This window comes from Rugamonas rubra, from assembly GCF_900114705.1.
Taxonomy (GTDB): domain Bacteria; phylum Pseudomonadota; class Gammaproteobacteria; order Burkholderiales; family Burkholderiaceae_D; genus Rugamonas; species Rugamonas rubra.
Genome location: NZ_FOTW01000007.1, coordinates 258,028 through 284,712 on the forward strand (window position 1 = coordinate 258,028; position 26,685 = coordinate 284,712).

At 64.3% G+C, this 26,685-nt stretch carries 29 protein-coding genes; 7 read left to right on the forward strand and 22 right to left on the reverse strand.

Translation table 11 applies throughout. The features are described from left to right. Positions 1 to 74 precede the first annotated feature (74 nt). The 7 genes from BM252_RS07490 to BM252_RS07520 all read right to left on the reverse strand — a co-directional run bounded on the left by BM252_RS07490 (position 75) and on the right by BM252_RS07520 (position 3,778). Positions 75 to 488, reverse strand: coding sequence for a DUF6916 family protein (locus tag BM252_RS07490; protein WP_139236334.1), 414 nt, complete (start codon positions 486 to 488; stop codon positions 75 to 77). A gap of 19 nt (positions 489 to 507) precedes the next feature. Further along, positions 508 to 1,017 carry a GNAT family N-acetyltransferase gene (locus BM252_RS07495; protein WP_093385946.1) on the reverse strand — a complete coding sequence of 170 codons (510 nt, stop codon included), beginning with the start codon at positions 1,015 to 1,017 and terminating at the stop codon, positions 508 to 510. A gap of 2 nt (positions 1,018 to 1,019) precedes the next feature. After that, positions 1,020 to 1,550 carry a phage tail protein gene (locus tag BM252_RS07500; protein ID WP_093385748.1) on the reverse strand — a complete coding sequence of 177 codons (531 nt, stop codon included), beginning with the start codon at positions 1,548 to 1,550 and terminating at the stop codon, positions 1,020 to 1,022. 24 nt (positions 1,551 to 1,574) lie between these two features. Then, positions 1,575 to 2,096: a phage tail protein gene (locus BM252_RS07505; protein ID WP_093385750.1), complete on the reverse strand. Its 522-nt coding sequence runs from the start codon at positions 2,094 to 2,096 to the stop codon at positions 1,575 to 1,577. A gap of 12 nt (positions 2,097 to 2,108) precedes the next feature. Next, complete coding sequence (locus BM252_RS07510; protein WP_093385753.1) at positions 2,109 to 2,627, reverse strand: phage tail protein; 519 nt, start codon at positions 2,625 to 2,627, stop codon at positions 2,109 to 2,111. Between the two features lie 37 nt (positions 2,628 to 2,664). Further along, on the reverse strand, positions 2,665 to 2,955 hold the full coding sequence (locus BM252_RS07515; protein ID WP_093385755.1) for a DUF6916 family protein: 291 nt from the start codon (positions 2,953 to 2,955) through the stop codon (positions 2,665 to 2,667). A 223-nt stretch (positions 2,956 to 3,178) separates the two neighbouring features. Continuing rightward, the gene (locus BM252_RS07520; RefSeq protein WP_093385758.1) at positions 3,179 to 3,778 is read right to left on the reverse strand and encodes a glutathione peroxidase; all 600 of its coding nucleotides are present in this window, start codon (positions 3,776 to 3,778) and stop codon (positions 3,179 to 3,181) included. A 192-nt stretch (positions 3,779 to 3,970) separates the two neighbouring features. Between BM252_RS07520 and BM252_RS07525 the strand changes: the two genes are divergently transcribed. Then, the gene (locus BM252_RS07525; RefSeq protein ID WP_093385760.1) at positions 3,971 to 5,221 is read left to right on the forward strand and encodes an extracellular catalytic domain type 2 short-chain-length polyhydroxyalkanoate depolymerase; all 1,251 of its coding nucleotides are present in this window, start codon (positions 3,971 to 3,973) and stop codon (positions 5,219 to 5,221) included. Positions 5,222 to 5,374: 153 nt separating this feature from the next. Here BM252_RS07525 and BM252_RS07530 read toward each other — a convergent pair whose 3' ends face one another. Beyond that, entirely contained in the window at positions 5,375 to 6,211 is an 837-nt protein-coding gene (locus BM252_RS07530) for a PPK2 family polyphosphate kinase (RefSeq protein ID WP_093385763.1), read from the reverse strand. Between the two features lie 213 nt (positions 6,212 to 6,424). On the opposite strand from BM252_RS07530, the gene chvE reads away from it, so the two are divergent. The 4 genes from chvE (at position 6,425) to BM252_RS07550 (ending at position 11,671) form a co-directional block, all read left to right on the forward strand. Next, a complete protein-coding gene (gene chvE, locus BM252_RS07535; protein WP_093385765.1) occupies positions 6,425 to 7,495 on the forward strand; it encodes a multiple monosaccharide ABC transporter substrate-binding protein in 1,071 nt (356 codons plus the stop codon). Position 7,496: 1 nt separating this feature from the next. Beyond that, positions 7,497 to 9,023 (forward strand): multiple monosaccharide ABC transporter ATP-binding protein, encoded by a 1,527-nt coding sequence (mmsA, locus tag BM252_RS07540; RefSeq protein ID WP_093385768.1) that lies wholly within the window; start codon positions 7,497 to 7,499, stop codon positions 9,021 to 9,023. A 1-nt stretch (position 9,024) separates the two neighbouring features. Continuing rightward, positions 9,025 to 10,362, forward strand: a complete 1,338-nt coding sequence (gene mmsB / locus BM252_RS07545; RefSeq protein WP_245774144.1) for a multiple monosaccharide ABC transporter permease — start codon at positions 9,025 to 9,027, stop codon at positions 10,360 to 10,362. Between the two features lie 151 nt (positions 10,363 to 10,513). After that, complete coding sequence (locus BM252_RS07550) at positions 10,514 to 11,671, forward strand: Fic family protein (RefSeq protein WP_093385951.1); 1,158 nt, start codon at positions 10,514 to 10,516, stop codon at positions 11,669 to 11,671. Positions 11,672 to 11,690: 19 nt separating this feature from the next. Here the strand turns inward: BM252_RS07550 and BM252_RS07555 are convergent, their stop codons facing one another. Then, positions 11,691 to 12,320: a glutathione S-transferase family protein gene (locus BM252_RS07555; RefSeq protein ID WP_093385770.1), complete on the reverse strand. Its 630-nt coding sequence runs from the start codon at positions 12,318 to 12,320 to the stop codon at positions 11,691 to 11,693. A 110-nt stretch (positions 12,321 to 12,430) separates the two neighbouring features. Between BM252_RS07555 and BM252_RS07560 the strand changes: the two genes are divergently transcribed. Together BM252_RS07560 and rsgA are read left to right on the forward strand one after the other, a co-directional pair. After that, entirely contained in the window at positions 12,431 to 13,255 is an 825-nt protein-coding gene (locus tag BM252_RS07560) for a helix-turn-helix domain-containing protein (RefSeq protein ID WP_093385773.1), read from the forward strand. A 279-nt stretch (positions 13,256 to 13,534) separates the two neighbouring features. Then, the gene (rsgA, locus tag BM252_RS07565) at positions 13,535 to 14,599 is read left to right on the forward strand and encodes a ribosome small subunit-dependent GTPase A (RefSeq protein WP_093385775.1); all 1,065 of its coding nucleotides are present in this window, start codon (positions 13,535 to 13,537) and stop codon (positions 14,597 to 14,599) included. A 106-nt stretch (positions 14,600 to 14,705) separates the two neighbouring features. Here rsgA and BM252_RS07570 read toward each other — a convergent pair whose 3' ends face one another. The 13 genes from BM252_RS07570 to mnmG all read right to left on the reverse strand — a co-directional run bounded on the left by BM252_RS07570 (position 14,706) and on the right by mnmG (position 26,632). After that, on the reverse strand, positions 14,706 to 15,128 hold the full coding sequence (locus BM252_RS07570; protein WP_093385778.1) for a F0F1 ATP synthase subunit epsilon: 423 nt from the start codon (positions 15,126 to 15,128) through the stop codon (positions 14,706 to 14,708). Between the two features lie 60 nt (positions 15,129 to 15,188). Further along, positions 15,189 to 16,589: a F0F1 ATP synthase subunit beta gene (gene atpD / locus BM252_RS07575; protein ID WP_093385781.1), complete on the reverse strand. Its 1,401-nt coding sequence runs from the start codon at positions 16,587 to 16,589 to the stop codon at positions 15,189 to 15,191. A 30-nt stretch (positions 16,590 to 16,619) separates the two neighbouring features. Beyond that, on the reverse strand, positions 16,620 to 17,495 hold the full coding sequence (atpG, locus tag BM252_RS07580) for a F0F1 ATP synthase subunit gamma (RefSeq protein ID WP_093385783.1): 876 nt from the start codon (positions 17,493 to 17,495) through the stop codon (positions 16,620 to 16,622). A gap of 64 nt (positions 17,496 to 17,559) precedes the next feature. After that, entirely contained in the window at positions 17,560 to 19,101 is a 1,542-nt protein-coding gene (gene atpA, locus BM252_RS07585; RefSeq protein ID WP_093385786.1) for a F0F1 ATP synthase subunit alpha, read from the reverse strand. A gap of 84 nt (positions 19,102 to 19,185) precedes the next feature. Beyond that, positions 19,186 to 19,731 (reverse strand): F0F1 ATP synthase subunit delta, encoded by a 546-nt coding sequence (locus BM252_RS07590; protein WP_093385788.1) that lies wholly within the window; start codon positions 19,729 to 19,731, stop codon positions 19,186 to 19,188. A gap of 2 nt (positions 19,732 to 19,733) precedes the next feature. Then, on the reverse strand, positions 19,734 to 20,204 hold the full coding sequence (locus BM252_RS07595) for a F0F1 ATP synthase subunit B (RefSeq protein WP_093385791.1): 471 nt from the start codon (positions 20,202 to 20,204) through the stop codon (positions 19,734 to 19,736). A gap of 42 nt (positions 20,205 to 20,246) precedes the next feature. Further along, a complete protein-coding gene (gene atpE, locus BM252_RS07600; RefSeq protein ID WP_093385793.1) occupies positions 20,247 to 20,528 on the reverse strand; it encodes a F0F1 ATP synthase subunit C in 282 nt (93 codons plus the stop codon). Positions 20,529 to 20,587: 59 nt separating this feature from the next. Beyond that, positions 20,588 to 21,391, reverse strand: coding sequence for a F0F1 ATP synthase subunit A (atpB, locus tag BM252_RS07605; protein WP_093385795.1), 804 nt, complete (start codon positions 21,389 to 21,391; stop codon positions 20,588 to 20,590). A gap of 21 nt (positions 21,392 to 21,412) precedes the next feature. Continuing rightward, positions 21,413 to 21,781, reverse strand: coding sequence for an ATP synthase subunit I (locus tag BM252_RS07610; protein ID WP_093385798.1), 369 nt, complete (start codon positions 21,779 to 21,781; stop codon positions 21,413 to 21,415). A 408-nt stretch (positions 21,782 to 22,189) separates the two neighbouring features. Further along, on the reverse strand, positions 22,190 to 23,074 hold the full coding sequence (locus tag BM252_RS07615) for a ParB/RepB/Spo0J family partition protein (protein WP_093385801.1): 885 nt from the start codon (positions 23,072 to 23,074) through the stop codon (positions 22,190 to 22,192). Between the two features lie 54 nt (positions 23,075 to 23,128). Next, a complete protein-coding gene (locus BM252_RS07620; RefSeq protein ID WP_093385803.1) occupies positions 23,129 to 23,899 on the reverse strand; it encodes a ParA family protein in 771 nt (256 codons plus the stop codon). A 148-nt stretch (positions 23,900 to 24,047) separates the two neighbouring features. Next, positions 24,048 to 24,704: a 16S rRNA (guanine(527)-N(7))-methyltransferase RsmG gene (rsmG, locus tag BM252_RS07625; protein WP_093385806.1), complete on the reverse strand. Its 657-nt coding sequence runs from the start codon at positions 24,702 to 24,704 to the stop codon at positions 24,048 to 24,050. Next, entirely contained in the window at positions 24,701 to 26,632 is a 1,932-nt protein-coding gene (gene mnmG, locus BM252_RS07630; RefSeq protein WP_093385808.1) for a tRNA uridine-5-carboxymethylaminomethyl(34) synthesis enzyme MnmG, read from the reverse strand. Before mnmG ends, rsmG begins: the two co-directional genes overlap by 4 nt. Positions 26,633 to 26,685 lie beyond the last annotated feature (53 nt).

Genomic DNA, 26,685 nt, shown 5'->3' on the forward strand with positions numbered 1-26,685 from the left:
TACAGGGTTGAGGTACAGGGTTGAGCGGTTCAAGGCCGACGCGGCGCGGCGGACCCGACGGGGCTAAAGGGGTGTTACGCCAGCAGGTTGAAATCGGAACGGTAGACGCTCGCGCCGGGACGCGGCGCGGCCGGCACCAGCAGCAGCGTGAAGCGGCCGATCCGCTCGTGGTCCAGCTCGTAGCTGCCCTGCCCCGCCTGCTGGCCGCGCGGGCCGACGAACAACAGCGAGAACTGCTCGCTGCGCGTCGCGCCGGCGGCGGCCGGCGCGGTGGCGGCCGGCGTGCCGCTCACCGCCTCCAAGGTCAGGCCGACGGCGCCCAGTTCCGGGTGGTTGAGCCAGAACGGCTGGCCCACCAGGGCCTCCGCCGCCGCCCGGCTCCAGACGAAGTCGGCGGCGGCGGCGGCGGGGCGGGAGGCGGCCAGCCCCAGTCCGGCCAAGGCCAGCGAGCCGCCGCCCAGTTTCAAAAGATTGCGCCGTTTCATCATGTTGCTTCTCCATGCTAGGTTAGGGTTGCGGCGCCGACGCGGCGGGCGTTGCCGGCGGGGTGGCGCCGATGGGGCGCCACTGCATCAGCCGGTACAGTCCGGCGCTGCAGACCTCCTCGAAACCGAGCCGCGCGTACAGCCGCTGGGCCCGGTTGTGGATCTCGACGTAGATGCTGACCGGCAAGGCGCGCCGCTCGCCCTCGGCCAGCAGCTGGCGCAGCAGCGCCGTGGCGTGGCCATGGCCGCGCCAGGCCGGCAGGATGGCGATGTCGATCACATGGATGCGCTCGGGCCGGCGCGCCACGTACAGCCGCCCCACCGGCTCGCCGTCGAGCTCGACGATGGCGAAGTCGGCGTCCTCGTCGTGGGTGCGGTAGTGGTGCTGCTGGGCCACGAACTGCATGCGTACGAAGGCGGCCGCCTGCGCCTCGTCCCAGCCGGTCAGGGCGATCTCGTCGGCGCGCGTGCTGGCGTAGACACGCAGCAGGAAATCCTGGTCCTCGGCGCCGGCCGGACGTAGCTCCAGCACGCTCACCACCGCGACGGAAAGACGCCCTGCAGGCTAATGCAGAAGTTCAAGGCCATAAAGGGTTGCATATTGTTGTGCGGCAAACCGCTGCCGACCGGTGCCAACGCGGCCGCCGGCGCAGTGGTGTCGGCGCCGGTGGCGCTGGTGTAGACCTGGGCCGGGCCGGCGTCGGCCAGCAGCACGGACTGGCCCGGCGCCGCGAAGGCGGCGCCGACGCCAGCGCCGGCATGCTGCAGCTGGTGCTTGTGCGCGGGCAGCTGGCTGGCGTCCAGCGCGACCGTCGTGCTGCCGCCCGCTTCGCCGGGCTGGTGATCGGACAGACCCGGCCCCTGGTCCCAGAACATCGGCGCACGCCCGCCCAGGTTGGGCAGGGCGTAGGTGCTGCTGCCGTTGCCGCCGTAGGTCGTGCCCAGCAGCGCGAACAGCGCCGTGTTCTGCTGGATGGCCAGGATCGAACCGTCGCAAAAAGCCCAGCCACGGGGGGCGAACTGGAACGTGAAGATGCGGATTTCCGCGACAAATGGGTCGGCCATGGCTGTTGTTTCCGTTCGATGGGGTTAGGCCTGCTGTGGATACATACCGTACACGGCGATGATGAAGCTGATGCACAGATAGGGCGCCATATTGCTGTGCGGCATGCTGCCGCCGGCCGACGAGATCGCGTTGTCGCGCATCGGCGCCGGGCTGGCCGGGTGGGCGTAGAGCAGGCTGCCGCCGGTGTTGGCCAGCAAGCCCGTGCTGGCGCCGGCGGCCGGCGTGGCGCGGTCGCTCGAGGCGGCCAGCGCGTGCGTATGGGCGGGCATCTGCCCGGCGCCCAGGGTAACTTCCTCGACGCCGCCGGCCTGGCCCAGGTTGTACGTCCGGCCGCTCCGATCCGTGCCGCTCGCCACCGGCAACCTGCCGCGCAAATCAGGCAGGGCGAAGGTCGTCTGGCCGTCGCCGCCGTAGGTGGTGGTGATCAGGCTGAACAACATGTCGTACGCGGCGATCGACAGGACGGCGCCATTGCAAAACATCCAATTCTGCGGTGCGAAATTTCCCGCGAACATGCGGATCTCACCAACGTATGGATCTGCCATCGTTCACTCCTTCTAGTTGCGCGACGGGAACACACCCTGCAGCGCGATAATGAAATTCAGCACAAGGAAAGGCTGCATGTTGGTATGCGCCTGCCCGCTACCGGCTTGGCTGAGCGCCTGCTGGTTCAGCCCGACCAGATTGGCCGGGGCGGCAAACAGGTCGCGTCCAAGCCGGCCCTTCTTGCCGGGCAAGGCACCGGCCGGCGCGCCGCTGGTGGCCAGCGCCGAGCTGACGGCCAGGCCGTGGTTGTGGCTCGGCAGCTCGGCAATGGACAAGCGGTGCTCAAACTCGCCACCGATTTGTCCCAGAGAATAGTATTCGCCTGCGCCTGAGCCGTAACTGATGGGGCAGCGGCCGCGCAGATCCGGCAGCGCGAAACTGGTCTGGCCGTTGCCGCCGTAGGTGGTCCCCATCAGCGAAAACAATGCCTGGTTTTGGTTGATCGACAATAATTGTCCGTGGCAGAACGCCCAACCTTTCGGTGCGTAGGGAATCGAGCTGATACGGATCTCGCCTATGAACGGTTCCATGCTGGCCTCCTGGAAAATGACGGACGGGCGCGGCGGCTCAACTGAACACCGCTTCGTAATGGATAGCGGCGCCGACGCCGGCCACCGGCACCAGGAAGATCTCCAGTGTGCCGGCGGCCTCGGAGCGCAGCGTGTAGATCTGCTGCGGCAACGGCGGTTGCGGACCGCTGAACAGCAGGGAGAACGCCTCGCGGCCCGGCAGGGCGGCGCCGCGCGGCTCGGCCGCGATCAGTTGCAGCACCACGCCTTCGCTGCCCGGCAGCTGGAAATGTTGGTTCAGCAGCGCGGTAAAGTAGGCGCAGGTATGGGCTTGAGCGTGGGGCAACATGTCTTATCCAGCAATAATATCGGGCGAGTGTAACCCGCTTTCAATTGCATTGGAACAATCCAAATGGACTGGTCACAAGTTCTGGGGACAAGCGGGAGGTGCCGGCAAGGTACGCGGCGCGGCGCCGTGCCGTGGGAACGGCGGCGCAGAGAGGCGGGACGGGTGGAAGGGAACGGCACGCTCCCCCTGCGGCGGTGGCGGGGGGAGCGGAAGGCAGCGCACCCTACATCGCCAGCGCCTTTTCCACCGCGCCGACCAGTTGCGGGTCGGTCGGCGCGACCTTGCTCGGGAAGCTTGCGAGGATCTTGCCGTTGCGGTCGATCAGGTACTTGTGGAAGTTCCAGGCCGGCGTCTTGCCGGTGCTCTTGATCAGGTTGACGTACAGCGGATTCGGGTTCGGCCCCGACACCACCGACTTGGCGAACATCGGGAACTTGACGCCGTAGGTGTTGTAGCAGAAGTCGGCGATCTCCTTGCCGTTGCCCGGCTCCTGCTTGCCGAAGTCGTTCGAGGGGAAGCCCAGCACCACCAGGCCCTTGCTGCCGTACTTGGCGTACATCGCCTCCAGGCCCTCGTACTGGTTGGTGAAGCCGCAATAGCTGGCCGTGTTGACCACCAGCACGACCTTGCCGGCGTACTGGCACAGGTCCTGCGGCGCCTCGTCCTGCAGACGCTTGAAGCTGTGCTTGAGGATGGCCGGGCAGCTGCCGGCCGGGGCCGCCGCCGGGGCGGCGGGCGCGGCGGGAGTCTGCGCCAGCGCGGGCGCGGCGCCCAGCATGGTCAGCGCGGAAACAAGGCTCAGCTTGGCGAAATGGTTGGTCATGGTGGCGGCCGGAAAATGGATAGAAAATCCATTCTAAGCCAAAGCCGGCGCGCGCGTGCCGGCGCTGTCCCGCTATCCGCGCGGCGGCGCATGGCGCGGGACGGCGAACCCCGGTCCGATTGAGCCAGATTAAGCCTCTGTCGCTGAGTTACCGCAAAATGGCAGCTCGAATATCACCGACGGGAGCCTGCCATGTCATTGCATTGTCGAATTCTCCTGGCGCGCGCGCTCGGCATGCTCGCGGTGTTCGCCGCGCCGGCCATGGCGCAGCAGGTGGTGCCCCTGCCGGCCATGAAGGCCGGCCAGGTGTCGGTGTCCGGCCTGTCCTCGGGCGGCTACATGGCGGTGCAGTACGGCGTCGCCTTCTCGGCCAGCGTCGACGGTGTCGGCGTGATCGCCGGCGGCCCCTACTACTGCTCGCGCGGCAACGTCAACACCGCCACCAACGTGTGCAGCTGCACCGGCAGCCCCTTCCTGTGCCAGGTCAAGGCGGGCGGCACCAAGGTGAGCGAACTGATCGCCATCACCGACCAGAACGCCGGCAACGGCACGGTCGACCCCGTCGCCGGGCTGGCCCGCCAGCGCATCTGGATGCTGTCCGGCAGCGCCGACACCCTGGTGCCCCAGGCCGTGATGACCGATCTGGAAAGCTATTACCTCCACTACATCAATAGCGCGAACATCTCATACAAGAAGGACCTGGCGGCCCAGCACGCGATGCCCACCGACGACTTCGGCAACGCCTGCGACAAGCTCGGTTCCCCCTACATCAACAACTGCGCCTTCGACGCCGCCGGCGCCCTGCTGCAATGGATCTACGGCAAGCCGACGCCGCTCAACCCGCGCGGCGGCGCCACGCCGGCCGGCAAGTTCATCGAGTTCGACCAGACCGCCTTCCTGGCCGACCCGACCAGCCACGGCATGGCCGCCAGCGGCTTCCTCTACGTGCCGCCCGGCTGCGACGGCAACGCCGGCCAGGGTTGCCGGCTGCACGTGGTGCTGCACGGCTGCCTGCAGGACCCGACCAACATCGGCGACAAGTACGTCAAGAACACCGGCTACAACCGCTGGGCCGACAGCAACCGCATCGTGCTGCTGTACCCGCAGACGGCGCCGATCAACCCGCTGGCCAACCCGAACGCCTGCTGGGACTGGTTCAACTACGACGACGCCAAGTACGCCCAGAAGGGCGGGCGGCAGATGGCGGCGATCAAGCTGATGGTCGACCGGCTGACCGGCGCGCCGCCGCCGCCGCCTCCGCCCGACGGCACCTGCGTGACGGCGAGCAACTACGACCACGTGCGCGCCGGCCGCGCCCACGACAAGTTCTTCACGGCGCTGGCCAACGGCTCGAACCAGAGTATGGGGCTGGACAATATTTACATTCGCACTACACTGAAGCGCACTGGACCGAACTTCTACGTGATCGGCAGCTGCCCCTGAACGTCGATGGGATGGCCGGCGCGCGGGCGGCGGCAGAGTACATGCGCCGCCTCAAGGAGAGCGCCCCGGAAGCCTACGACAAGCTGTGCCGCGACATGGGCGTCAAGCCGCGCTAGGCCGCGCCGGCGCGCCGGGGCGCCGCCTAGCGCGGCGCTACTCGACCACCGTCGCCGTCAACTTCGGGTCGGCCGGCGGGAAGGCCAGCTTCATGCCCTCCAGCGTTTCGAGCAGGATCGAGGCCACCACCAGGTCGCGCTGGGTCTTGGAGTTGGCCGGCACCACGTACCAGGGCGCGTGGTCGCAGTCGGTGGCGGCCAGCGCCTGCTCGTAGGCGCGCTGGTAGTCGTCCCACCTCTGCCGCTGCACCACGTCGTTCGGGTCGAACTTCCATTGCTTGTCCGGGTCGGCCAGGCGCTCCTGCAGGCGCTCGCGCTGCTCGTCCTTGGAAATGTGCAGGAACACCTTGACGATGGTGGTGCCCGTCTCGGCGAGCATGCGCTCGAAGTCGCAGATCTGCGCGTAGCGGCGCTTGCATTCCTTGGCGTCGATCATGCCCTGCACCTTGGTGATCAGCACGTCCTCGTAGTGGCTGCGGTTGAAGATCGCCACCTCGCCCTTCACCGGCACCTTCTGGTGCACCCGCCACAGGTAGTCGTGGGCCAGCTCGATGTCGGTCGGCGCCTTGAAGCCGACGGCGCGGATGCCCATCGGGCTGATCTGGCTGAACATGGCGCGCACGGTGCCGTCCTTGCCCGAAGTGTCCATTCCCTGCAACAACAGCAGGACTTTTTGTCGGCGCTGCGCGTACAGCATCACCTGCAACTCGGCGATGCGGGCGATCAGGCCGGCGGTCTTGGCGCGGTCCTGCGCCTTGGCCTCGGCCTTGCCCAGCTTGGCGTCGTCGACGCGGCTCGACAAACGGAAGTCGCCGGCGTCCTGTTCGCGCAGCTTGACGTCCCTGGCGACTCTAAATTGTTCCCGAACGGTCATGGCAGGCCTTTCCAGTGATATACAAGTAATGAATTCTTTTCCAAAAGCGATAACCTGGACGCGCGGTTTTCCCCGCCGCCATAGGTGTTTTCGCCCTATGGAGGGCGGGTGATACCGAAATGGATATCACTTCCATCAAAAAAGTTATTAGATTAAGTTTATGAAATACCTATCATCGTCTCTGCAGTCCAATAAAACAATACGGAGACAATAATGACCCGATTCAAATTCCTGCTCGCCGGCGCCCTGCTGGGCGCCGCCACCCTCGCCGCGCCGCTCGCGGCGGCGCAAGCCAAGGGCCCGATCGGCATCTCGATGCCGACCAAGACCTCGTCGCGCTGGATCGCCGACGGCGACAACATGGTCAAGGTGTTCAAGGAACGCGGCTACAAGACCGACCTGCAATACGCCGACGACGACATCCCCAACCAGCTGGCCCAGCTGGAGAACATGATCACCAAGGGCGCCAAGGTGCTGGTGATCGCCGCCATCGACGGCACCACCCTGTCCGGCGTGCTGCAGAAGGCGGCCGACAAGGGCATCAAGGTGATCGCCTACGACCGCCTGATCCGTGGCTCGAAGAACGTCGACTACTACGCCACCTTCGACAACTTCCAGGTCGGCGTGCAGCAGGCCGCCTACATCGAGAAGGCGCTCGACCTGAAACACGCCAAGGGGCCGTTCAACGTCGAGCTGTTCGGCGGCTCGGCCGACGACAACAACGCCCACTTCTTCTACAACGGCGCCCTGTCGGTGCTCAAGCCGTATATGGACCAGGGCAAGCTGGTGGTGCGCAGCAAGCAGCTCGGCATGGAGAAGGTCGCCACCCTGCGCTGGGACGGCGCGGTGGCCCAGGCGCGCATGGACAACCTGCTCAGCGCCTACTACGGCAAGGAGCGGGTCGACGCCGTGCTGTCGCCGTACGACGGCCTGAGCATCGGCATCCTGTCCTCGCTGAAGGGGGTGGGCTACGGCACGCCGGCGCTGCCGATGCCGGTGGTCACCGGCCAGGACGCCGAGATCCCCTCGGTCAAGTCGATCCTGCGCGGCGAGCAGCGCGCCACCGTGTTCAAGGACACCCGCGAGCTGGCCAAGGTCACCGTCAACATGGTCGACGCCATCCTCAGCGGCAAGGTGCCCGAGGTGAACGACAGCAAGACCTACAACAACGGCGTCAAGGTGGTGCCGTCCTACCTGCTCAAACCGGTGACGGTCGACAAGTCGAACTGGAAGGAGGTGCTGGTCACCAACAGCGGCTACTACACCGACGCGCAGATCCGCTGACATGGACGCACTGTTGCAAATGCGGGGCATCCGCAAGACCTTCCCCGGCGTGGTCGCCCTCGACCACGTCGACCTGACGGTGCGCGCCGGCGAGATCCACGCCATCGTCGGCGAGAACGGCGCCGGCAAGTCGACCCTGATGAAGGTGCTCAGCGGCGTGTATCCCTACGGCAGCTACAGCGGCGACATCGAGTTCCTCGGCCGCCTGCGCGAGTTCCGCGACATCCGCGACAGCGAGCGCCAGGGCATCATCATCATCCACCAGGAGCTGGCCCTGGTGCCGCTGCTGTCGGTGGCCGAGAACCTGTTCCTGGGCAACGAGCCGACCCGCTTCGGCGTGATCGACCGCGAGCAGATGCGCCGCCGCAGCGGCGAGCTGCTGCGCCGGGTCGGCCTGGCCGTGTCGCCGGAGACGCCGGTCAACCAACTCGGCGTCGGCCAGCAGCAGCTGGTCGAGATCGCCAAGGCGCTGTGCAAGGAGGTCAAGCTGCTGATCCTCGACGAGCCCACCGCCAGCCTCAACGAGAGCGACAGCGACGCCCTGCTCAACCTGTTGCTGGAGCTGCAGCGCCAGGGCATCGCGGCGATCCTGATCTCGCACAAGCTCAACGAGATCTCGCGCGTCGCCGACGCCATCACCGTGCTGCGCGACGGCAACACCGTGCACAGCTACGACTGCCGCCTCGGCACCATCAGCGAGAGCCGCATCATCGAGCACATGGTGGGCCGGCAGATGGCCGAGCGCTACCCGGCGCGGCCGCGGCAACCGGGCGCCACCGTCTTCGAGGTGCGCGACTGGCAGGTGTTCCACCCCGAGCAGAGCGACCGCGCGGTGGTCAAGCAGGTCAGCCTGCACGCGCGCCGGGGCGAGGTGGTCGGCATCGCCGGCCTGATGGGCGCCGGCCGCACCGAGCTGGCGATGAGCATCTTCGGCCGTTCCTACGGCCGGCGCATCAGCGGCAGCGTGCGCAAGAACGGCGTGGAGATCGACGTCAGCAGCGTCAGCAAGGCGATCAGCCACGGCCTGGCCTACGTGACGGAGGACCGCAAGGCGCTCGGCCTGCTGCTCGAGGAGGATATCCAGAGCAACATCAGCCTGGCCAACCTGGCCGGCGTGGCGGCGCGCCAGGTGATCGACCGCGCCCGCCAGTACAAGGTGGCCGACGGCTACCGCCAGCGCCTGCGCATCCGTTGCTCGGGCGTGCGGCAGAAGACGCTGCACCTGTCCGGCGGCAACCAGCAGAAGGTGGTGCTGGCCAAGTGGCTGTTCTCGGCGCCGGACGTGCTGATTTTGGACGAGCCGAGCCGGGGCATCGACGTCGGCGCCAAGTACGAAATCTACAGCATCATCAACGCCCTGGTGGCCGAGGGCAAAAGCATCATCATGATCTCGTCGGAACTGCCCGAGCTGCTCGGCATGTGCGACCGGATCTATGTGATGAACGAGGGCCGTTTCGCGGCCGAAATGGACGCGGCCGAGGCGACGCAGGAAAAGATCATGCACGCGATCGTCAATCATGGAGAATGAGATGGGTAAGCAACTCGATTTAAAACTGGTCGGCACGCCGCCGGCCGCCGCGCCGGCGGAGGCCGCTGCGCCGGCCGCGACGCCGGCCGCCGAGCCCGGTCACAATTCCGGCAACAATTCCGGCCGCGACGCCGGCCCGGCCGGTGGCCACGGCCAGCCGGCCAACGACCCCGACGCGCCGGCGCGGCGCCACCAGGGCTTCCTGAAAAACAATATGCGCGACTACGGCATGCTGCTGTCGCTGGTGGCCATCATGGCCTTCTTCCAGGTGATGACCGACGGCACCCTGCTGCAGCCGCTCAACCTGACCAACCTGGTGCTGCAGAACAGCTACGTCGTCATCATGGCGCTGGGCATGCTGCTGGTCATCGTCGCCGGCCACATCGACCTGTCGGTCGGCTCGGTGGTCGGCTTCGTCGGCGCGCTGGCGGCGGTGCTGATCGTCAAGTTCCAGCTGCACTTCGTCGCCGCCAGCGTGCTGTGCCTGTTGGCCGGCGCCCTGATCGGCGCCGCCCAGGGCTATTTCGTCGCCTTCCTGAAGATCCCCTCCTTCATCGTCACCCTGGCCGGTATGCTGGTGTTCAAGGGCCTGACCCTGGCCGTGCTGGAGGGCCAGTCGCTCGGCCCCTTCCCGGACGGCTTCCAGCTGCTCAGCTCGGGTTTCCTGCCCGACCCCTTCGGCCACGCCGACCTGCGCCTGGGCTCGCTGCTGCTGGGCGTCGCCGGCGCCGTGCTGATGCTCGTGCTGCAACTGCGCGGCCGCGCCGGCCAGCAGCGCCACGGCATGGACACGGAACCCTACGGCTTCTTCCTGGCCAAGCTGGCCGTGTTCGGCGCCACGCTGGTCTACTTCAGCTACCTGCTGGCCTCGTACAAGGGCATCCCCAACGTGCTGGCGCTGATGGCCCTGCTGATCCTGGCCTACACCTTCGTCAGCCAGCGCACCGTGCCTGGGCGCCGCGTCTACGCCGTCGGCGGCAACGAGAAGGCGGCGCGGCTGTCGGGCATCCGCACCGAGCGGGTCAGCTTCTACACCTTCGTCAACATGGGCGTGCTGGCCGCCGTCGCCGGCCTGGTCTTCGCCGCCCGGCTCAACACCGCCACGCCGAAGGCCGGCGTCGGCTTCGAGCTGGACGTGATCGCCGCCTGCTTCATCGGCGGCGCCTCGGCCTCGGGCGGGGTCGGCAAGGTGATGGGCGCGGTGATCGGCGCCTTCATCATGGGCGTGATGAACAACGGCATGTCCATCATGGGCATCGGCATCGACTACCAGCAGGTCATCAAGGGCTTGGTGCTGCTGGCGGCCGTCTGCGTCGACGTGTTCAACAAGAACAAATAGGCGCGACGCGACGGTGCCGCTTGGCCCGTCAAACCGCCTCAGGACTTGAGGGAACCGGTGCAGGTGTGAGGCGTTCGACCGACATAATCGACTCAAAATATGAGTCGATTATGTGCTATATTCGCCTCACCTCCCCCTTCAAGAGCAATTGATGGACGCCCCCCACTTCATCTGGCAGGACCCGGACTGGCCAGCCATGCGCTACGACGGCGCCGTGGTCGGCGCCGAAGTCGCGCTCGCCCGGCGCGCCCAGGGCGTGGTCGAAGGAAAGCTGAGCGCGCTCGGCTTCGATCAGCGCCGTACGCTCGCGGCCGAGGCCTGGAGCCAGGAGGCGGTGGCAACAGCCGCCATCGAGGGCGAGCGTCTGGACTTGTTGGCGGTTCGCTCGTCCGTCGCCCGGCGCCTGGGTGTTGCCAGTCAACCGGGACCGAGTGTCCCGCGACATATCGATGGCCTGCTCGACATCATGGACGACGCCGTCAACCTGGCCGCAGCACCACTCAGCCATGAACGTTTGCACGCCTGGCAGGCCGCGTTGTTTCCAACCGGTTACTCCGGCATGAGCAAAATCCGCGTTGGCGCCTATCGCGAGCATACCGAGCCGATGCAAATCGTCAGCGGCCGCATCGGCCACGAAAAAGTGCACTACGAAGCGCCGCCCTCCTCCATGGTGGCGGCGGAGATGGAGTCCATGCTGGACTGGTTCAACCACGACGGCAACGGCGACAGCCTGGTGCGGGCGGCGCTTGCCCATCTGTGGTTTGAGACCGTGCACCCTTTCGAGGACGGCAACGGCCGCGTCGGCCGCGTCATCATCGATCTGGTGCTGGCGCGGGACAGCGGCGAGACCAGCCGACTGATGCGCATCTCGCAAGGTCTGCTGGCAAAGCGAGAAGACTATTACATCGAGCTGGAACGTGCGCAGAGCGGCGGCTTGGATGTGACGGCCTGGGTCGTCTGGTTCGTCACCCAAGTCCGCGCGGCCTGCGAGCAGGCCGCGCTGATCATTGACGAGGCAATGGCGAAGGGCCGCTTCTGGCGTACCCACGGCGACAAGGAACTGTCGCCACGCCAACGCAAAGTGCTCAACGTGCTGCTCGATGCCGGCCCCGGCGGCTTTGAAGGCGGCATGAGCACCAAGAAGTATGAAAGCCTCACCGGCACCTCGCGGGCGAGTGCGTCGCGCGACCTGAGCGAACTGGAGGACTGGGGTTTGTTGCTGCGCGCAGGCAACGGCCGTTCGACCAGATACTATCCGAACATTCCGGGCTGGGACCTGCGGGCGGAGGCGGCTGGCAGGTCAGCCTAGCCGCCCCTGTGGTGCCTGCTTACGCCGGGGCTTGGGCTGCGTACAGCTTGGCGTCCTTGGCGGCCGCCTTTTGCATCGCCGGGCGCTGGTTGACGCGCTCGATGTAGGCGGTGATCAGCGGCAGTTCCGGCACCATCTTGAAGGCGACGATCCAGGACAGCGAGCTGGCCCACAGCACGTCGGCGGCGCTGAAGGTGTCGCCCAGCAGATACGGCCCCTTGGCCAGTTGCGCGGTCAAGGTGTCGAGCGTGGTCTGGTAGTCGCCGTAGGGGCAACCAGACTGCGGCGCCGGTTCGCGCTTGAGCGAGAAGTCGCAGACCGCCGGCTCGAAGCAGGAACCGTAGAAGGCCATCCAGCGCAGATAGGGACCGCGCAGCGGATCGCCGATGGCCGGCGCCAGCTTGGCCTGCGGATACAGGTCGGCCAAATAGATGAAGATGGCGACCTGTTCGGTCACCAGCGCCTCGCCGTGCAACAGGGCCGGCACCTTGCCCATCGGATTGACCGCCAGATACTCGGGCTGGCGCTGCTCGCCCTTCTTCTGGTTCACCAGATGCAGTGCGTATTCGGCGTGCAGTTCCTCCAGCAAGGCCAGCGTGCCGCTGGAGCGCGAGTAGGGGGTGTGGAACAGGGTCAGGGCTGGTGTCACGCTGGTCTCCGTTGCGTTGTCAAGACGACCATATTAACTCTTGCTATGATGGCGGTCTTGTAAAAACACGAAGGCGGCGCAGAAAAAATTGCACCGCACCGCACATCGCCATGAGCACCTTGCACGCACTCACCGAAGCGCCCAAAGGCGTGGTCAACCCGGCCGCTGCGCAACAGGCCTTCCGCCTGGAACGCTATCTACCGGAGGCCGACCTGGCCCCCTTCCTCGACTTCTTCTGGCTGGTCGAATGGCGCCTGCCCGAGGGCGTCACGCACGTGCAACGCACCCTGCCCCACCCCTGCGTCAACCTGGTGTTCGACCGCGAGCGCACTGCCGTGTTCGGCGTCGTCACCGGCGCCTTCGACTACACCTTGCAGGGCAGCGGCAAGGTGCTCGGCCTGCGCTTCCGCGCCGGCGGCTTTCGCGGCTTCCTCGGCGACAAACTGAAAACCTTGACCGACCGCACCATGCCGCTGGCGCCCCTGTTCGGCGGCGACGGCGCGGCCGACGAGCGCGCCGTACTCGACGCGGTCGACGACGCCGCCATGCTGGCCGCCGCCGGCGCCGTGCTGCGCCGCGCGCTGCCGCCGGCCGACGCCCAGGTCGAGCGTATCGACGCCATCCTGGCCCTGCTGCGGGCGCGGCCGGACATCACCCGCGCCGAGCAGCTGGCCGAGCAGGCCGGCCTCGGCCTGCGCAGCCTGCAGCAATTGTTCATGGACTATGTCGGCGTCAGCCCGAAATGGGCGATCCGCCGCAACCGCCTGCAGGACGCCGCCGACCGCCTGGCCAAGGGCGACGAGCCCGACCTGGCTAAGCTGGCGCAGGCGCTGGGCTACTTCGACCAGGCCCACTTCACCTCCGACTTTGAAAAGCTGGTCGGCAAGCCGCCGGCCGACTACCGCCGCAGCTGCCAAGCGGCAAACAATCGTTGACCTGTGCGGCTTGAAATGCCACACTTGCCAATCACACTATATTAAGGAGATCACACTATGCGCCAGCTGGACCTTGCCCCCTTGTCGGCCGCCTGATTTCCTCGTCACCATCCCGGCAGCACTACTCGCCGACCGCTACACCAGCCTGATGTGTTGACGCGCGAATCATCGCGCCGCCGACTTCCGTTTGCCTCCCGTCCGTCGCCGCCGCGCGACTGACGGTGTTCGCGCGCGCCTATACGGCGCGCCTTCGATACCGCAACCAGGAACACACACATCATGACTAACATCGATTTCGCCAGCCTGCGCCTGATCGGACTGAACCACAGCATCGCCAGCCAGCTCCACCTGCTCGACAACCCGCCGCCCGACGCCAGGCTGCTGCGCGTCAGCGCCGTCCAGCGCGACCGCCTCGGCGTCCACGACGGCCACGACGAGAGCAGCGCGCGCGTCCTGCCCGCCCTGCTCAAGGAGCTACAACTGCGGGGCCTGGCGCTGGCCGTCGGCGACTGGGTGCTGGTCGACGGCCGCGCCGACGGCGAACAATGGATCACCCGCCGGCTTGAACCGCTCAGCCACCTCGCCCGCCGCGACAGCGCCGGCCAGCGCCAGGCCATCGCCAGCAATGTCGACACCGCCTTGCTGGTGATGGGCCTGGACCACGACTTCAACCCGCGCCGGCTGGAACGCTACCTGAGCATGGTGCACGCCGCCGGCGTGGCGCCGGTGGTGGTGATGAGCAAGGCCGACATCGGCGTCGACGTGGCGGCGCGCATGCAGCAGCTGCGCCAACGCCTGCCGGCGCATCTGCCGCTGCTCGCCCTCAACGGCCTGAGCGGCGACGCCGCCGCCCAGCTGGCGCCCTGGCTGGGCGCCGGCCAAACGCTGGTGCTGCTGGGCTCGTCCGGCGCCGGCAAGTCGACGCTGACCAACACCCTGTGCCATGCGACGCAGGCGACTGGCGCAGTGCGCGCCGACGACGGCCGCGGCCGCCACACGACCACCGCGCGCTCGCTGCACCGCTGCGCAGGCGGCGCCTGCATCATCGACACGCCGGGCCTGCGCAGCTGGCAGCCGGACGCCGACGAGCAAACGCTGGCGGCAAGCTTCGACGACATCGCCGCGCTGGCGGCGCGCTGCCAGTTCCGCGACTGCCGCCACGACGGCGAGCCCGGCTGCGCGGTGCGCGGCGCGGTCGACGCCGACCGCCTGCGCAACTACCACAAGCTGCTGCGCCAGGCCCGCCTGGTCGAGCAAACCCCGCTCGAACGCATCGCCGAGCGGGCCAAGTGGAAGGCGATCATGCGCGCGCCGCGCAAGCGCGCCATGCAGGGGCGCGATTGACACGTAAGGTCCGCGCGGCGGGCCCGGCGGACCAATACCAGCAGGCGTAAAAAAAGGCAGCCGAGGCTGCCTTTCTTCGCATTGCTGCTGTCCTGCTCGATCTTGCTTAGTGCTTCGCGCGCAGCTTGGCGATGGCGGCCAGTTGGCCGATCGCCGCCGCCAGTTCGGCTTGCGCCTTGGCGTAGTCGATGCCCGAGCTGTTGTTGGCCAGGTTCTCTTCCGCGCGTTTTTTCGCGGCGGTCGCCTTGACCTCGTCCAGATCCTTGCCGCGAACCGCGGTGTCGGCCAGCACGGTCACGGAGTTCGGCTGCACTTCCAGCAGGCCGCCGGCGACGAAGACAAACTCTTCTTCCGCTTGACCTGGAATCTGGATGCGCACCGCGCCCGGACGGATGCGGGTGATCAGCGGGGTGTGCTTGGGATAGATCCCCAGCTCGCCCTGCTCGCCCGGCAACGCGACGAATTCGGCTTCGCCGGAGTAGATCAACTCCTCGGCGGAAACCACGTCAACGTGAATAGTATTTGCCATGTGTGTCCTATCGGTTTTGAGCGGCCCCGCCAGCAGGCGGGGCCGCGCCAAACTCAACGATTAGTTGAGTTTTTTGGCTTTTTCGATGGCTTCTTCGATCGTGCCAACCATGTAGAACGCTTGCTCTGGCAGGTGATCGAGTTCGCCGGAAGCGATCATTTTGAAGCCCTTGATCGTGTCTTTCAGCGAAACGTATTTACCTGGCGAACCGGTAAACACTTCAGCGACGTGGAACGGCTGCGACAGGAAACGCTGCATCTTACGTGCGCGCGCAACCAGCAGTTTGTCTTCCGGTGCCAGCTCGTCCATACCCAGAATGGCGATAATGTCGCGCAGTTCCTTGTAGCGTTGCAGGGTCATCTGTACGGCACGGGCGGTGTCGTAGTGTTCCTGGCCGACGACCAGCGGGTCCAGCTGGCGCGAGGTCGAGTCGAGTGGATCGACCGCAGGGTAGATACCCAGCGAGGCGATGTCACGCGACAGGGCGACGGTCGAATCCAAGTGGCCGAAGGTGGTCGCTGGCGATGGATCGGTGTAATCATCGGCAGGCACGTAGACGGCCTGGATCGAGGTGATCGAACCGGTCTTGGTCGAGGTGATGCGCTCTTGCAGACGGCCCATCTCTTCGGCCAGGGTAGGCTGGTAACCCACGGCGGAAGGCATACGGCCCAGCAGTGCGGACACTTCGGTACCGGCCAGGGTGAAGCGGTAGATGTTGTCGACGAAGAACAGAACGTCCTTGCCTTCGTCACGGAACGATTCCGCGATGGTCAGACCGGTCAGCGCGACGCGCAGACGGTTGCCCGGCGGTTCATTCATCTGGCCGTAGACCATGGCGACCTTGGAGTTCTCTGGGTTTTCCAGATCGACCACTTTGGCATCGGCCATCTCGTGGTAGAAGTCGTTACCTTCGCGGGTACGCTCACCCACACCGGCGAACACGGAAACACCCGAGTGCGCCTTGGCGATGTTGTTGATCAGTTCCATCATGTTGACGGTCTTGCCGACGCCGGCGCCGCCGAACAGGCCGACTTTACCGCCTTTGGCGAACGGGCAAACCAAGTCGATCACCTTGATGCCGGTTTCCAGCAGCTCTTGCGATGGCGACAGTTCGTCGTAGGCAGGAGGCGCGCGGTGGATCGAGGCGACGTGTTCGTGCGAGACAGGACCGCATTCGTCGATCGGGTTGCCCAGCACGTCCATGATGCGACCCAGGGTCGCTTTACCGACCGGCACCATGATAGGCTTGCCGGTGTTCTGGATCATCATTCCGCGGCGCAGGCCGTCGGACGAGCCCAGGGCAATGGTACGCACCACGCCGTCGCCCAACTGTTGTTGTACTTCCAGGGTCAGCTCGGAGCCGGCCATTTTCAAGGCATCGAATACCTTAGGCATCGCGTTGCGGGGAAACTCAACGTCCACCACAGCGCCGATACACTGAACGATTTTGCCATCAGCCATGTTCGTTCCTTCAAATATAGTTAAATTCGTTTAAACCGCAGCCGCACCGGCGACGATTTCGGAGAGTTCTTTGGTAATCGCAGCTTGGCGGGTCTTGTTGTAGATCAGCTTGAGTTCGCCGATCACACTCCCGGCGTTGTCACTTGCTGCCTTCATCGCGACCATGCGCGCCGATTGCTCGGACGCCAGGTTTTCCGCCACAGCCTGGTACACCAGCGCTTCGATATAGCGCTCTAACAGCTCATCGATCACGGAAGCGGCATCCGGCTCGTAGATGTAATCCCAGCTGTGATTACCCTTGTCGGCCTGCTTCTTGGCGGCCGGCAGCGGCAGCAACTGCTCCACCATCGGCTCCTGCTTCATCGTGTTGATGAACTTGGTGTAGCACAGATAGACTGCGTCGATCTCGCCGTTCTGGAACTTCTCGAGCATGACCTTGACCGGTCCGATGAGCTTTTCCAGGTGCGGCGTGTCGCCGATCTGCGTTACATGCGCGACGACGGGAACGCCGACGCGGTTTAAGAATCCCAAACCCTTGTTACCGATGGCAACCGCTTGCACCTTGCTGCCGGCCGCTTCGACTTCGCGCGACTTGGCCGTCACCATCCGCAGCACGTTGGTGTTCAAACCGCCGCACAGACCCTTGTCGGTCGTGACCACGATGAAGCCAACTGCCTTGGCCGCGTTGCTGGCTTCTTCGGCCAGGAACGGGTGGGTGTATTCCGGATTGGCGCTTGCCAGATTGGCGGCGATGTTCCGAATCTTGTCACTGTAGGGACGGGCGGCGCGCATCCGGTCCTGCGCCTTGCGCATTTTGGATGCGGCGACCATTTCCATCGCCTTGGTGATCTTCTTCGTATTCTCTACGCTCTTGATCTTGCCACGTATCTCTTTGCCTACTGCCATGAGTCCTTACTCCTTCTGCGCGTTGTGGCGGTCCGCCGCGTTGCCGCCGGGACCGCCGTGTCGCTTAAAATGCGCCGGATTTCTTGAAGTCAGCAATGGCGGCCGACAGCGCTGCTTCGCCGTCTTTGTCCAGTTGCTTGGTCTCTTCGATCTTGCTCAGCAGCGCAGCTTGCTTGGTTTTCAAGTAAGCGTGCAGGCCGGCCTCGAATGGCAGTACCTTCTTGACCGCGATATCGTCGAGGAAGCCTTTGTTCACTGCGAACAGCGAGGCGGCCATCAGGGAGATCGACAGTGGCGAGTACTGGGCTTGCTTGAGCAGCTCGGTGACGCGGGCGCCACGGTCCAGCTGCTTGCGGGTCGACTCGTCCAGGTCGGAGGCGAACTGCGCGAACGCGGCCAGCTCACGGTACTGGGCCAAGTCGGTACGGATACCGCCCGACAGGTTTTTGATGACCTTGGTCTGAGCGGCGCCACCGACGCGCGACACCGAGATACCGGCGTTGATCGCGGGACGGACACCCGAGTTGAACAGCGAGGTTTCCAGGAAGATCTGGCCGTCGGTGATCGAAATCACGTTGGTCGGCACGAAGGCCGAGACGTCGCCAGCCTGGGTTTCGATGATCGGCAGTGCGGTCAGCGAACCGGTCTTGCCTTTGACTGCGCCGCCGGTGAAGGCTTCGACGTAGTCGGCGTTGACGCGGGCTGCGCGTTCCAGCAGACGGCTGTGCAGGTAGAACACGTCGCCTGGGTAGGCTTCGCGGCCTGGTGGGCGGCGCAGCAGCAGGGAAATCTGACGGTAGGCAACGGCTTGCTTGGACAGATCGTCGTAGACGATCAGGGCGTCTTCACCGCGGTCGCGGAAGTATTCGCCCATGGTGCAACCGGAGTAGGCCGAGATGTACTGCATGGCGGCCGATTCGGCGGCCGAAGCGGCGACAACAATGGTGTACTCCATCGCGCCGTGCTGTTCCAGCGAACGCACGATGTTCTTGATGGTCGAGGCTTTCTGACCGATCGCGACGTAGATGCAGGTCATGCCCTGACCTTTTTGGTTGATGATCGCATCAACCGCTACGGCGGACTTACCGGTTTGACGGTCACCAATGATCAGTTCGCGTTGACCGCGGCCGATTGGTACCATCGCGTCGATCGACTTCAGGCCGGTTTGCATCGGCTGCGAGACGGACTCGCGGGCGATCACGCCCGGGGCGATTTTTTCGATCGCCGAGGTCATCTTGGCGTCGATGGCGCCTTTGCCGTCGATCGGCTGGCCCAGCGCGTTGACCACACGGCCACGCAGCTCGGGACCGACCGGCACTTCCAGAATGCGGCCGGTGCACTTGACCGTGTCGCCTTCGGAGATGTGCTCGTAGGCACCCAGGATCACGGAGCCGACCGAGTCGCGCTCCAGATTCATTGCCAGGCCGAAGGTGTTGCCCGGGAATTCCAGCATCTCGCCTTGCATCACGTCGGACAGACCGTGGATGCGGCAGATACCGTCGGCGACGGAAATAACCGTGCCTTGGTTACGCACTTCAGCGCCGCCGTCAAGACCTTGGATCCGGCTCTTGATCAACTCGCTGATTTCAGATGGGTTGAGTTGCATACTAACTCCTAAAAGTGTTTCTCTCAGCTTGCGCGAGGGGAAGAATCTGTTCTAAGCAGGCGGTGGCCGAAGTCCGACGGGGACTCAGGCGACCAAAGCCACACGCATTTGCTGCAGCTTGGCGCGTACCGAGGTGTCGAGCACCTCATCGCCAACCACCACGCGCACGCCGCCGATCAACGTAGGATCGACGGTCACGGCCGGCTTCAACTTGCGGCTGAATTTCTTTTCCAGCGTAGCGACCAGCTCGGCCACTTGGGCCGCGCTCAGTTCGAACGCGCTCGAGATGTCTGCGTCGGCGGCGCCTTCCACACTGTTTTTCAGGGTGTGGAATTGGGCGCCGATTTCCGGCAGCAGGCTGATGCGACCGTTTTCGATCAGCATCGCCAGGAAGTTTTTGGCTTCCGCGTTGAGCGGCGACTTGACCAGCGCCAAGATGGCGGCGGCGACGTCGGATTCCGAGGCCTTCGGATTGCGTGCGAACGCTTGCACCTCGGGGTGGCTACCGATCTGGGCCAATTCTGACACCAGTTCGGACCACGCCGCGAGGTTGAACGATTCCTTACCTGCTTGGGCTACGCGGAACAAAGCTTCCGCGTAGGGACGGGCGACGGTTGCGTTTTCTGCCATGATTACAGCTCGACAGCGAGGCGCGACAGCAGGTCGGCGTGTGCCGCTGCGGAAACTTCGCGCTTCAGAATTTGCTCGGCGCCCTTCACAGCCAGGTCAGCCACCTGAGCGCGCAGTGCTTCGCGAGCCTTGGCCACTTGCTGATCGGCGTCTGCCTTGGCTTGCGCAATGATGCGGTCGGCTTCGGCTTGTGCATTTGCTTTGATTTCTTCAGCGACCAATTGCGCGCGCTTTTCAGCGTCGGCAACACGTTGCGAAGCTTCTTCGCGTGCACCGCTCAGCGCCTCGGCGGCGCGCTTTTCAGCGACGACCATCGCGGCCTGGCCCTGGTCGGCCGCGGCCAGACCGTCAGCGATACGCTTGGCACGCTCATCCAACGCTGCATTCAGCGATGGAAATACGAACTTCATCGAAACCCAGACCAACACCGCGAAGGTGATCATCTGACCGATGAGAGACATATTGATGTCCATACCTTTGCTCCTAACTAAAAGTTTCTCCTAGAAGGGAGCGAATTACTTACCAGCAGCAGCGATAACAGCAGCCAGGAACGGGTTGCTGAAGGTGTACAGCAGGGCAACGCCGACGCCGATCATCGAGATCGCATCCAGCAGACCGGCGATAACGAACAGTTTGGTTTGCAGTTGTGGCATCAGTTCAGGTTGACGTGCCGACGCTTCCAGGAATTTGCCGCCCAGAATTGCGAAACCGAGTGCGGTGCCGATGGCTGCCAGGCCGATGATGATTGCTGCGGCCAGAACGGTCATGCCTTGTACTTGTGCGATCAGAGCTTGCATATATTTCTCCTAAGATTTTAAAAAGACTACAGATACTAAAAAAGTAAAACCAATGTTGCTTAGTGCTTCTCAACCGCGAGGCTCAGGTACACGACAGTCAACGCCATAAACACAAACGCTTGCAGGGTCACCACCAGGATGTGGAAGATAACCCAAGGACCACCCAGCAGCCACTGCGCCCACCAAGGCAGCAGAGCGATCAGAATAAACAGCAGTTCGCCGGCGTACATATTGCCGAACAAACGCAGCGACAGCGACAGTGGCTTGGCCAGCAACTCGATCATCTGGAAGGCGAAGTTGACCGGCGCCAGCACGATGGCCATGAAGCCATGGGCGTGGAACGGCGCGGTCAGCAACTCTTTACCCCAGCCGCCGAGACCCTTGGCTTTGATCGAGAAACCAATAATGCAGAGCATGACGCCGAAGGACATGCCGAAAGTGTGGTTGACGTCGGCGGTAGGCACGACGCGCAGCTTGTGCACGCCGACGTAGCTGAGCAGTTTTGGCAGCAGGTCGACGGGCAGGAAGTCCATCGCGTTCATCAGCCAAACCCAGCAGAAGATGGTGATGGCCAGCGGCGCGATCACCTTGCTCTTGGCGTGGAAGGCCGAATTGACCACCTCGTTGACCAGCTCCATGACGGCTTCGACGAAGTTTTGCAGCTTGCCGGGCACGCCGGCGGTGGCGCGGCGCGAGGCCATGTAGAACACACCGAGGAAAATCAGGCCCAGAATCGCCGAAACCCAGAACGTGTCCAGGTTGACGGTGTTCTCCGCATTGCGCAGGTGGCTCAAGTGGTGCTGGATGTACTCGATGGAAGTCGGCGCCTCGTGGGCCGCCTCAACAGCGTTTTCTATGGTCATAAAAGTTTTAGATTTTGGTGATTAAACTGCGAGCAGTGAGAACCAATATGCCAAGGTTGCCACCGCGAAACCCAAGATCAGCCATAACCATGCGGCCGACTGAAACAGCGCTAGTGCCAACACGAACAGCACTACCGTGATAAATATTTTTAACATTTCGGCGCGCACATGCGTCCGGAACGCTTTTTTGGCGTCATTTGTTCCGCCCGCGACAATAATCGCGTACATCAGACTCCCGATGACTGCGATCGCTCCGCCATAGGCGGCTGACCAGGCTTTATTCGCGTCGCCGATATTCCATGCAAGCAACGCAAATCCAGTGACGATGGCGAACTGGAGGGCAACGACTCGAAAGACTGGCTGGGCGATACTTTGTGTTTTATCACTCACTTGCCAAGTTCCCAGAAAAGCCGATATACCCAAAGACACGGGATTATAAGTGTGTTTACTGACTCCAGTCAAACATTGCTGCACTGCAGCAGAGCAAATGCTGCACGAATGACACGCTTTTAGAGCCCAATCCCTAATACTTGCACCATTTTGTGGCAGGGTGGATTTTCCGACAAGTGTGCTTCAGACGTGCCGTAATGATACGCAGTATTACTTACGCGGGGCTGTCGGCGGGCCGAGACTTATCATCTGTGGTTATATCGCACGGTTTGCCAGGATGGCAAGGCCGGGTGGCGGCGGGGATCGGGGCTTGCCGGAATGACAAGCCCTTCGGCTTGAGGTGGTGTTGACGCTCTGTCAACACGGGGTGGCCGGGCGGCGACCGAAGTCGGTCGCTGCCCGCTTGCCTCAGGCGCGCAGGCGGGCCAGCACGCCGTCGAGGATGTCGAGGTCGGCGAAGTCGATGATCATTTGACCACGGCCCTTGCTGCCCATCTTGAACACCACCGGCGTGGCCAGCGCGTCGGACAACTCCTCCTCCAGGCGGACGATGTCGCCCGACTTTTCCTTTTGCTTTGCGGAAACTGGATTGTTCAGCTCCTCCATGGTCCGCTGCACCAGCTTTTCCGTCTCGCGCACCGACAGGCGCTTGGCGACGACGGTGTTGGCCAGGTTGATCTGGCTGGCGGCGTCGACCGCCAACAAGGCGCGGGCGTGGCCCATGTCGATGTCGCCGGCCATCAGCATGGTTTGCACCGCGCCGGCCAGGTTCATCAGGCGCAACAGGTTGGAGACGGCGCTGCGCGAACGGCCCACCGCGTTGGCGGCCTGCTCGTGGGTGAAGCTGAAGTCGGTGATCAGGCGGTGGATGCCCTGCGCCTCCTCCAGCGGGTTGAGGTCCTCGCGCTGGATGTTCTCGATCAGCGCCATGGCGGCGGCGGCCTGGTCGTCGACGTCGCGCACCAGCACCGGCAGCTTGTCCAGGCCGGCCAACTGGGCGGCGCGGAAGCGGCGCTCGCCGGCGATGATCTCGTACTTGACGGCGCCGGTCAGCGTGTCGCTGCCGATCGGGCGCACCAGGATCGGTTGCATGATGCCCTGGGTTTTGATCGAGGCGGCCAGCTCCTGCAGGCCGCCCTCGTCCATGCGGGTGCGCGGCTGGTATTTGCCGGCCTGCATCTGCGACACCGGCAGTTCGGACGGGGTGCCGAGCGCCGGATTGTTCAGGTCGCCGTCGCCGCCGAGCAGCGCGTCGAGGCCGCGACCCAGGCCTTTAAGTTTTTTGGTTGCCATGCTGTCCTAAGTGTTGCGTCAGTGTTGCAGTATTTGGGTGTCGGGCGGCGCCGCTCACATCTTCTTGATGCGCTCGACCATCTCCGCGCCGAAGGCGATGTAGGCCTGGGCGCCCTTCGACGAGGGGTCGAAGGTGACGCCGGGCAGGCCGTAGGACGGCGCCTCGGCCAGCCGCACATTGCGCGGGATGATGGTGTTGAACACCTTGTCGCCGAAGTGCTGCTCGAGCTGGGCCGAGACCTGCTGCGACAACGTCATGCGCGGATCGAACATCACCCGCAGCAGGCCGATGATCTTCAGGTCCGGGTTCAGGTTGGCATGCACCTTCTTGATGGTGTTGACCAGGTCGGACAAACCCTCCAGCGCATAGTACTCGCACTGCATCGGGATGATCACGCCGTGCGCGGCGCACAGGCCGTTCAAGGTCAGCATCGACAAGGCCGGCGGGCAGTCGATCAGGATGAAGTCGTACTCGCCGTCGACCAGGGCCAGCGCATCCTTCAAGCGGCGCTCGCGGTTGTCCAGCGCGACCATCTCGACTTCTGCGCCGGCCAGCTCGCGGTTCGAGGGCAGCACGTCGAAGCGGCCGGCCTCGGAACGCTGGCGCGCCGTGGCGACATCGCTCTCGCCCAGCATCACCTCATAGGTCGACGCCTTCAGGCCGGCCTTGTTGATGCCGGCGCCCATGGTGGCGTTGCCCTGCGGGTCCAGGTCCACCAGCAGCACGCGCTGGTTCAGTTTGGCCAGTCCGGCGGCCAGGTTGACACTGGTGGTGGTCTTGCCCACGCCGCCCTTTTGATTTGCTACACAAAAAATTTTGGCCATGTATGTTCTTGTTGTGAAAAGTGCGGTATCTGCGCGGCGGCCGTTGCGGCCGTTCCGACGATACGATTAATATTATTTATACTATTAATACGGTATAAACGATTTATACAATTTATACTGAATAAACAATTTATACCGTTTATATTGTTTAGTCAGTTTTCAAATTCTTCTTGATGAAAACCAGGTGGCGCTCGGCATCCAGCCCGGGCACCCGTAAAGGCTGTAAATCCACCACTTTCCAGTCGCTCGGCAGTCGCTCGCGCTCGTCCGGCGGCGCCACCCCTTTCAAGGCGATGAATTGACCGCCCTCGGCCAGCAGATGGCCCGACCAGTTGACGAAGTCGGACAGGTCGGCGAAGGCGCGCGAGGTGATCACGTCGAACTGCTGCTTGACCTGCAACTGCTCGACCCGCATGGTGTACACCGTGGCGTTGGCCAGGCCCAGTTCGGCCTTCACCTGGGTCAAAAACGCGGTCTTCTTGTGCACCGTGTCGATCATCGACACTTTCATATCCGGCCGGGCGATCGCCAACACCATGCCCGGCAGGCCGCCACCGGCGCCCACGTCGAGCACATTCGTCGCGCCCTTGAAGGCCGGCACCGCCGCCAGCGAGTCGAGCAGGTGGTGGGTCACCATCTGCATCGGGTCGCGCAGCGAGGTCAGGTTGTACACCGAATTCCACTTGAACAGCAGCGCCAGGTAGTCCAGCAACTGCTCTTCCTGCGCCTCGCTCAATTCCAGTTGCAACTCTTTGATGCCATTTTTCAGTACTTGCGCCAACGTGGCCCGGTCAAACTGCTTCATTGAACAACCTCATCCTTTTGATTCAAGAACCCGCCGAAGCCGACTTTTTTCAGGTGCACCAACAGCAGCGAGATCGCCGCCGGGGTCACGCCGGAAATGCGCGAGGCCTGGCCCAGGGTTTCCGGACGCTGCGCGTGCAGCTTCTGGCGCACCTCGACCGACAGCGCGGTGATGTCCAGATAGTTGAAACCTTCGGGCAGTTTGAGGTTCTCGTAGTGCTCGTGGCGCTCCACTTCCTTGGTCTGGCGGTCGATGTAGCCGGCGTATTTCAGCTGGATTTCGACCTGTTCCTGCACCGCGATATCGGCCACGCCGGGACCGCCGAGCACCTGGCCGTCGATGCCGCACATGCTCATCAGGGTCTCGTATTCGACGTTCGGACGGCGCAACAGATCGGCCAGCGAGTACTCGCGTTCGATCGCCTGGCCGATCACGCGCTCCGATTCGGCGGCCGCCAGAATGCGCGGATTGACCCACGTGGAACGCAGGCGTTGCAGCTCCAGTTCGACCGCTTCGCGCTTGGTTTCGAAGGCTGCCCACTGGGCGTCGCCGACGCAGCCGAGCTGGCGGCCGATCTCGGTCAGGCGCATGTCGGCGTTGTCCTCGCGCAGGCTGAGGCGGTACTCGGCGCGGCTGGTGAACATGCGGTACGGCTCCTGCACGCCCTGGGTGACCAGGTCGTCGACCAGCACGCCGAGGTAGGCCTCGGAGCGGGCCGGCGTCCAGGCCTCGCGGCCGGAGGTTTGCAGCGCGGCGTTGAGGCCGGCCAGCATGCCCTGCGCCGCCGCCTCTTCGTAGCCGGTGGTGCCGTTGATCTGGCCGGCGAAGTACAAGCCCTGCACGGCCTTGGTTTCCAGCGAGGCCTTCAGGCCGCGCGGGTCGAAATAGTCGTATTCGATGGCGTAGCCGGGACGCAGGATGTGGGCGTTTTCCATCCCCTTCATCGAGCGCACCAGGGCGATCTGCACGTCGAAGGGCAGGCTGGTGGAGATGCCGTTTGGATAGAACTCGTTGGTCGTCAGGCCCTCAGGTTCGAGGAAGATCTGGTGCGATTCCTTGGAGGCGAAGCGGTGGATCTTGTCTTCGATCGACGGGCAGTAGCGCGGGCCGACACCCTCGATGACGCCGGTGTACATCGGGCTGCGGTCGAGGCCGGCGCGGATGATGTCGTGGGTCTGCGTGTTGGTGTGGGTGACCCAGCACGGCATTTGCCGCGGGTGCATGGCGGCGTTGCCCATGACGGAGAACACCGGCACCGGATCGAGGTCGCCCGGCTGTTCGCTCATTTGCGAGAAGTCGATGCTGCGGCCGTCGATGCGCGGCGGCGTGCCGGTCTTCAGGCGGCCCTGCGGCAGCTTGAGTTCCTTCAGGCGGGCCGACAGCGAGATGGCCGGCGGGTCGCCGGCGCGGCCGGCCGAGTAGTTGTTCAGGCCGACGTGGATCTTCCCGTCGAGGAAGGTGCCGGCCGTCAGCACGACGGCGCGGGCGAGGAACTTGACGCCGATCTGGGTGACGGCGCCGACCACGCGGTCGCCCTCCACCATCAGGTCGTCGACGGCCTGCTGGAACAGCCACAAGTTGGGCTGGTTCTCCAGCCGCGAGCGGATGGCCTGCTTGTACAGGATGCGGTCGGCCTGGGCGCGGGTGGCGCGCACGGCCGGCCCCTTGGACGAGTTGAGGATGCGGAACTGGATGCCGGACTCGTCGGTGGCGATCGCCATGGCGCCGCCCATGGCGTCGACTTCCTTGACCAAGTGGCCTTTGCCGATACCGCCGATGGAGGGGTTGCACGACATCTGGCCCAGGGTCTCTATGTTATGCGTCAGCAACAGAGTCTTCTGGCCCATGCGGGCAGAAGCGAGGGCCGCCTCGGTGCCGGCGTGACCGCCGCCGACAACGATAACGTCGAATTCAGTAGGAAATAGCATGATGGGATTGGTAAATGCGAAGGGATTAAGGTCAGATTATAGAGTCTTTTTGC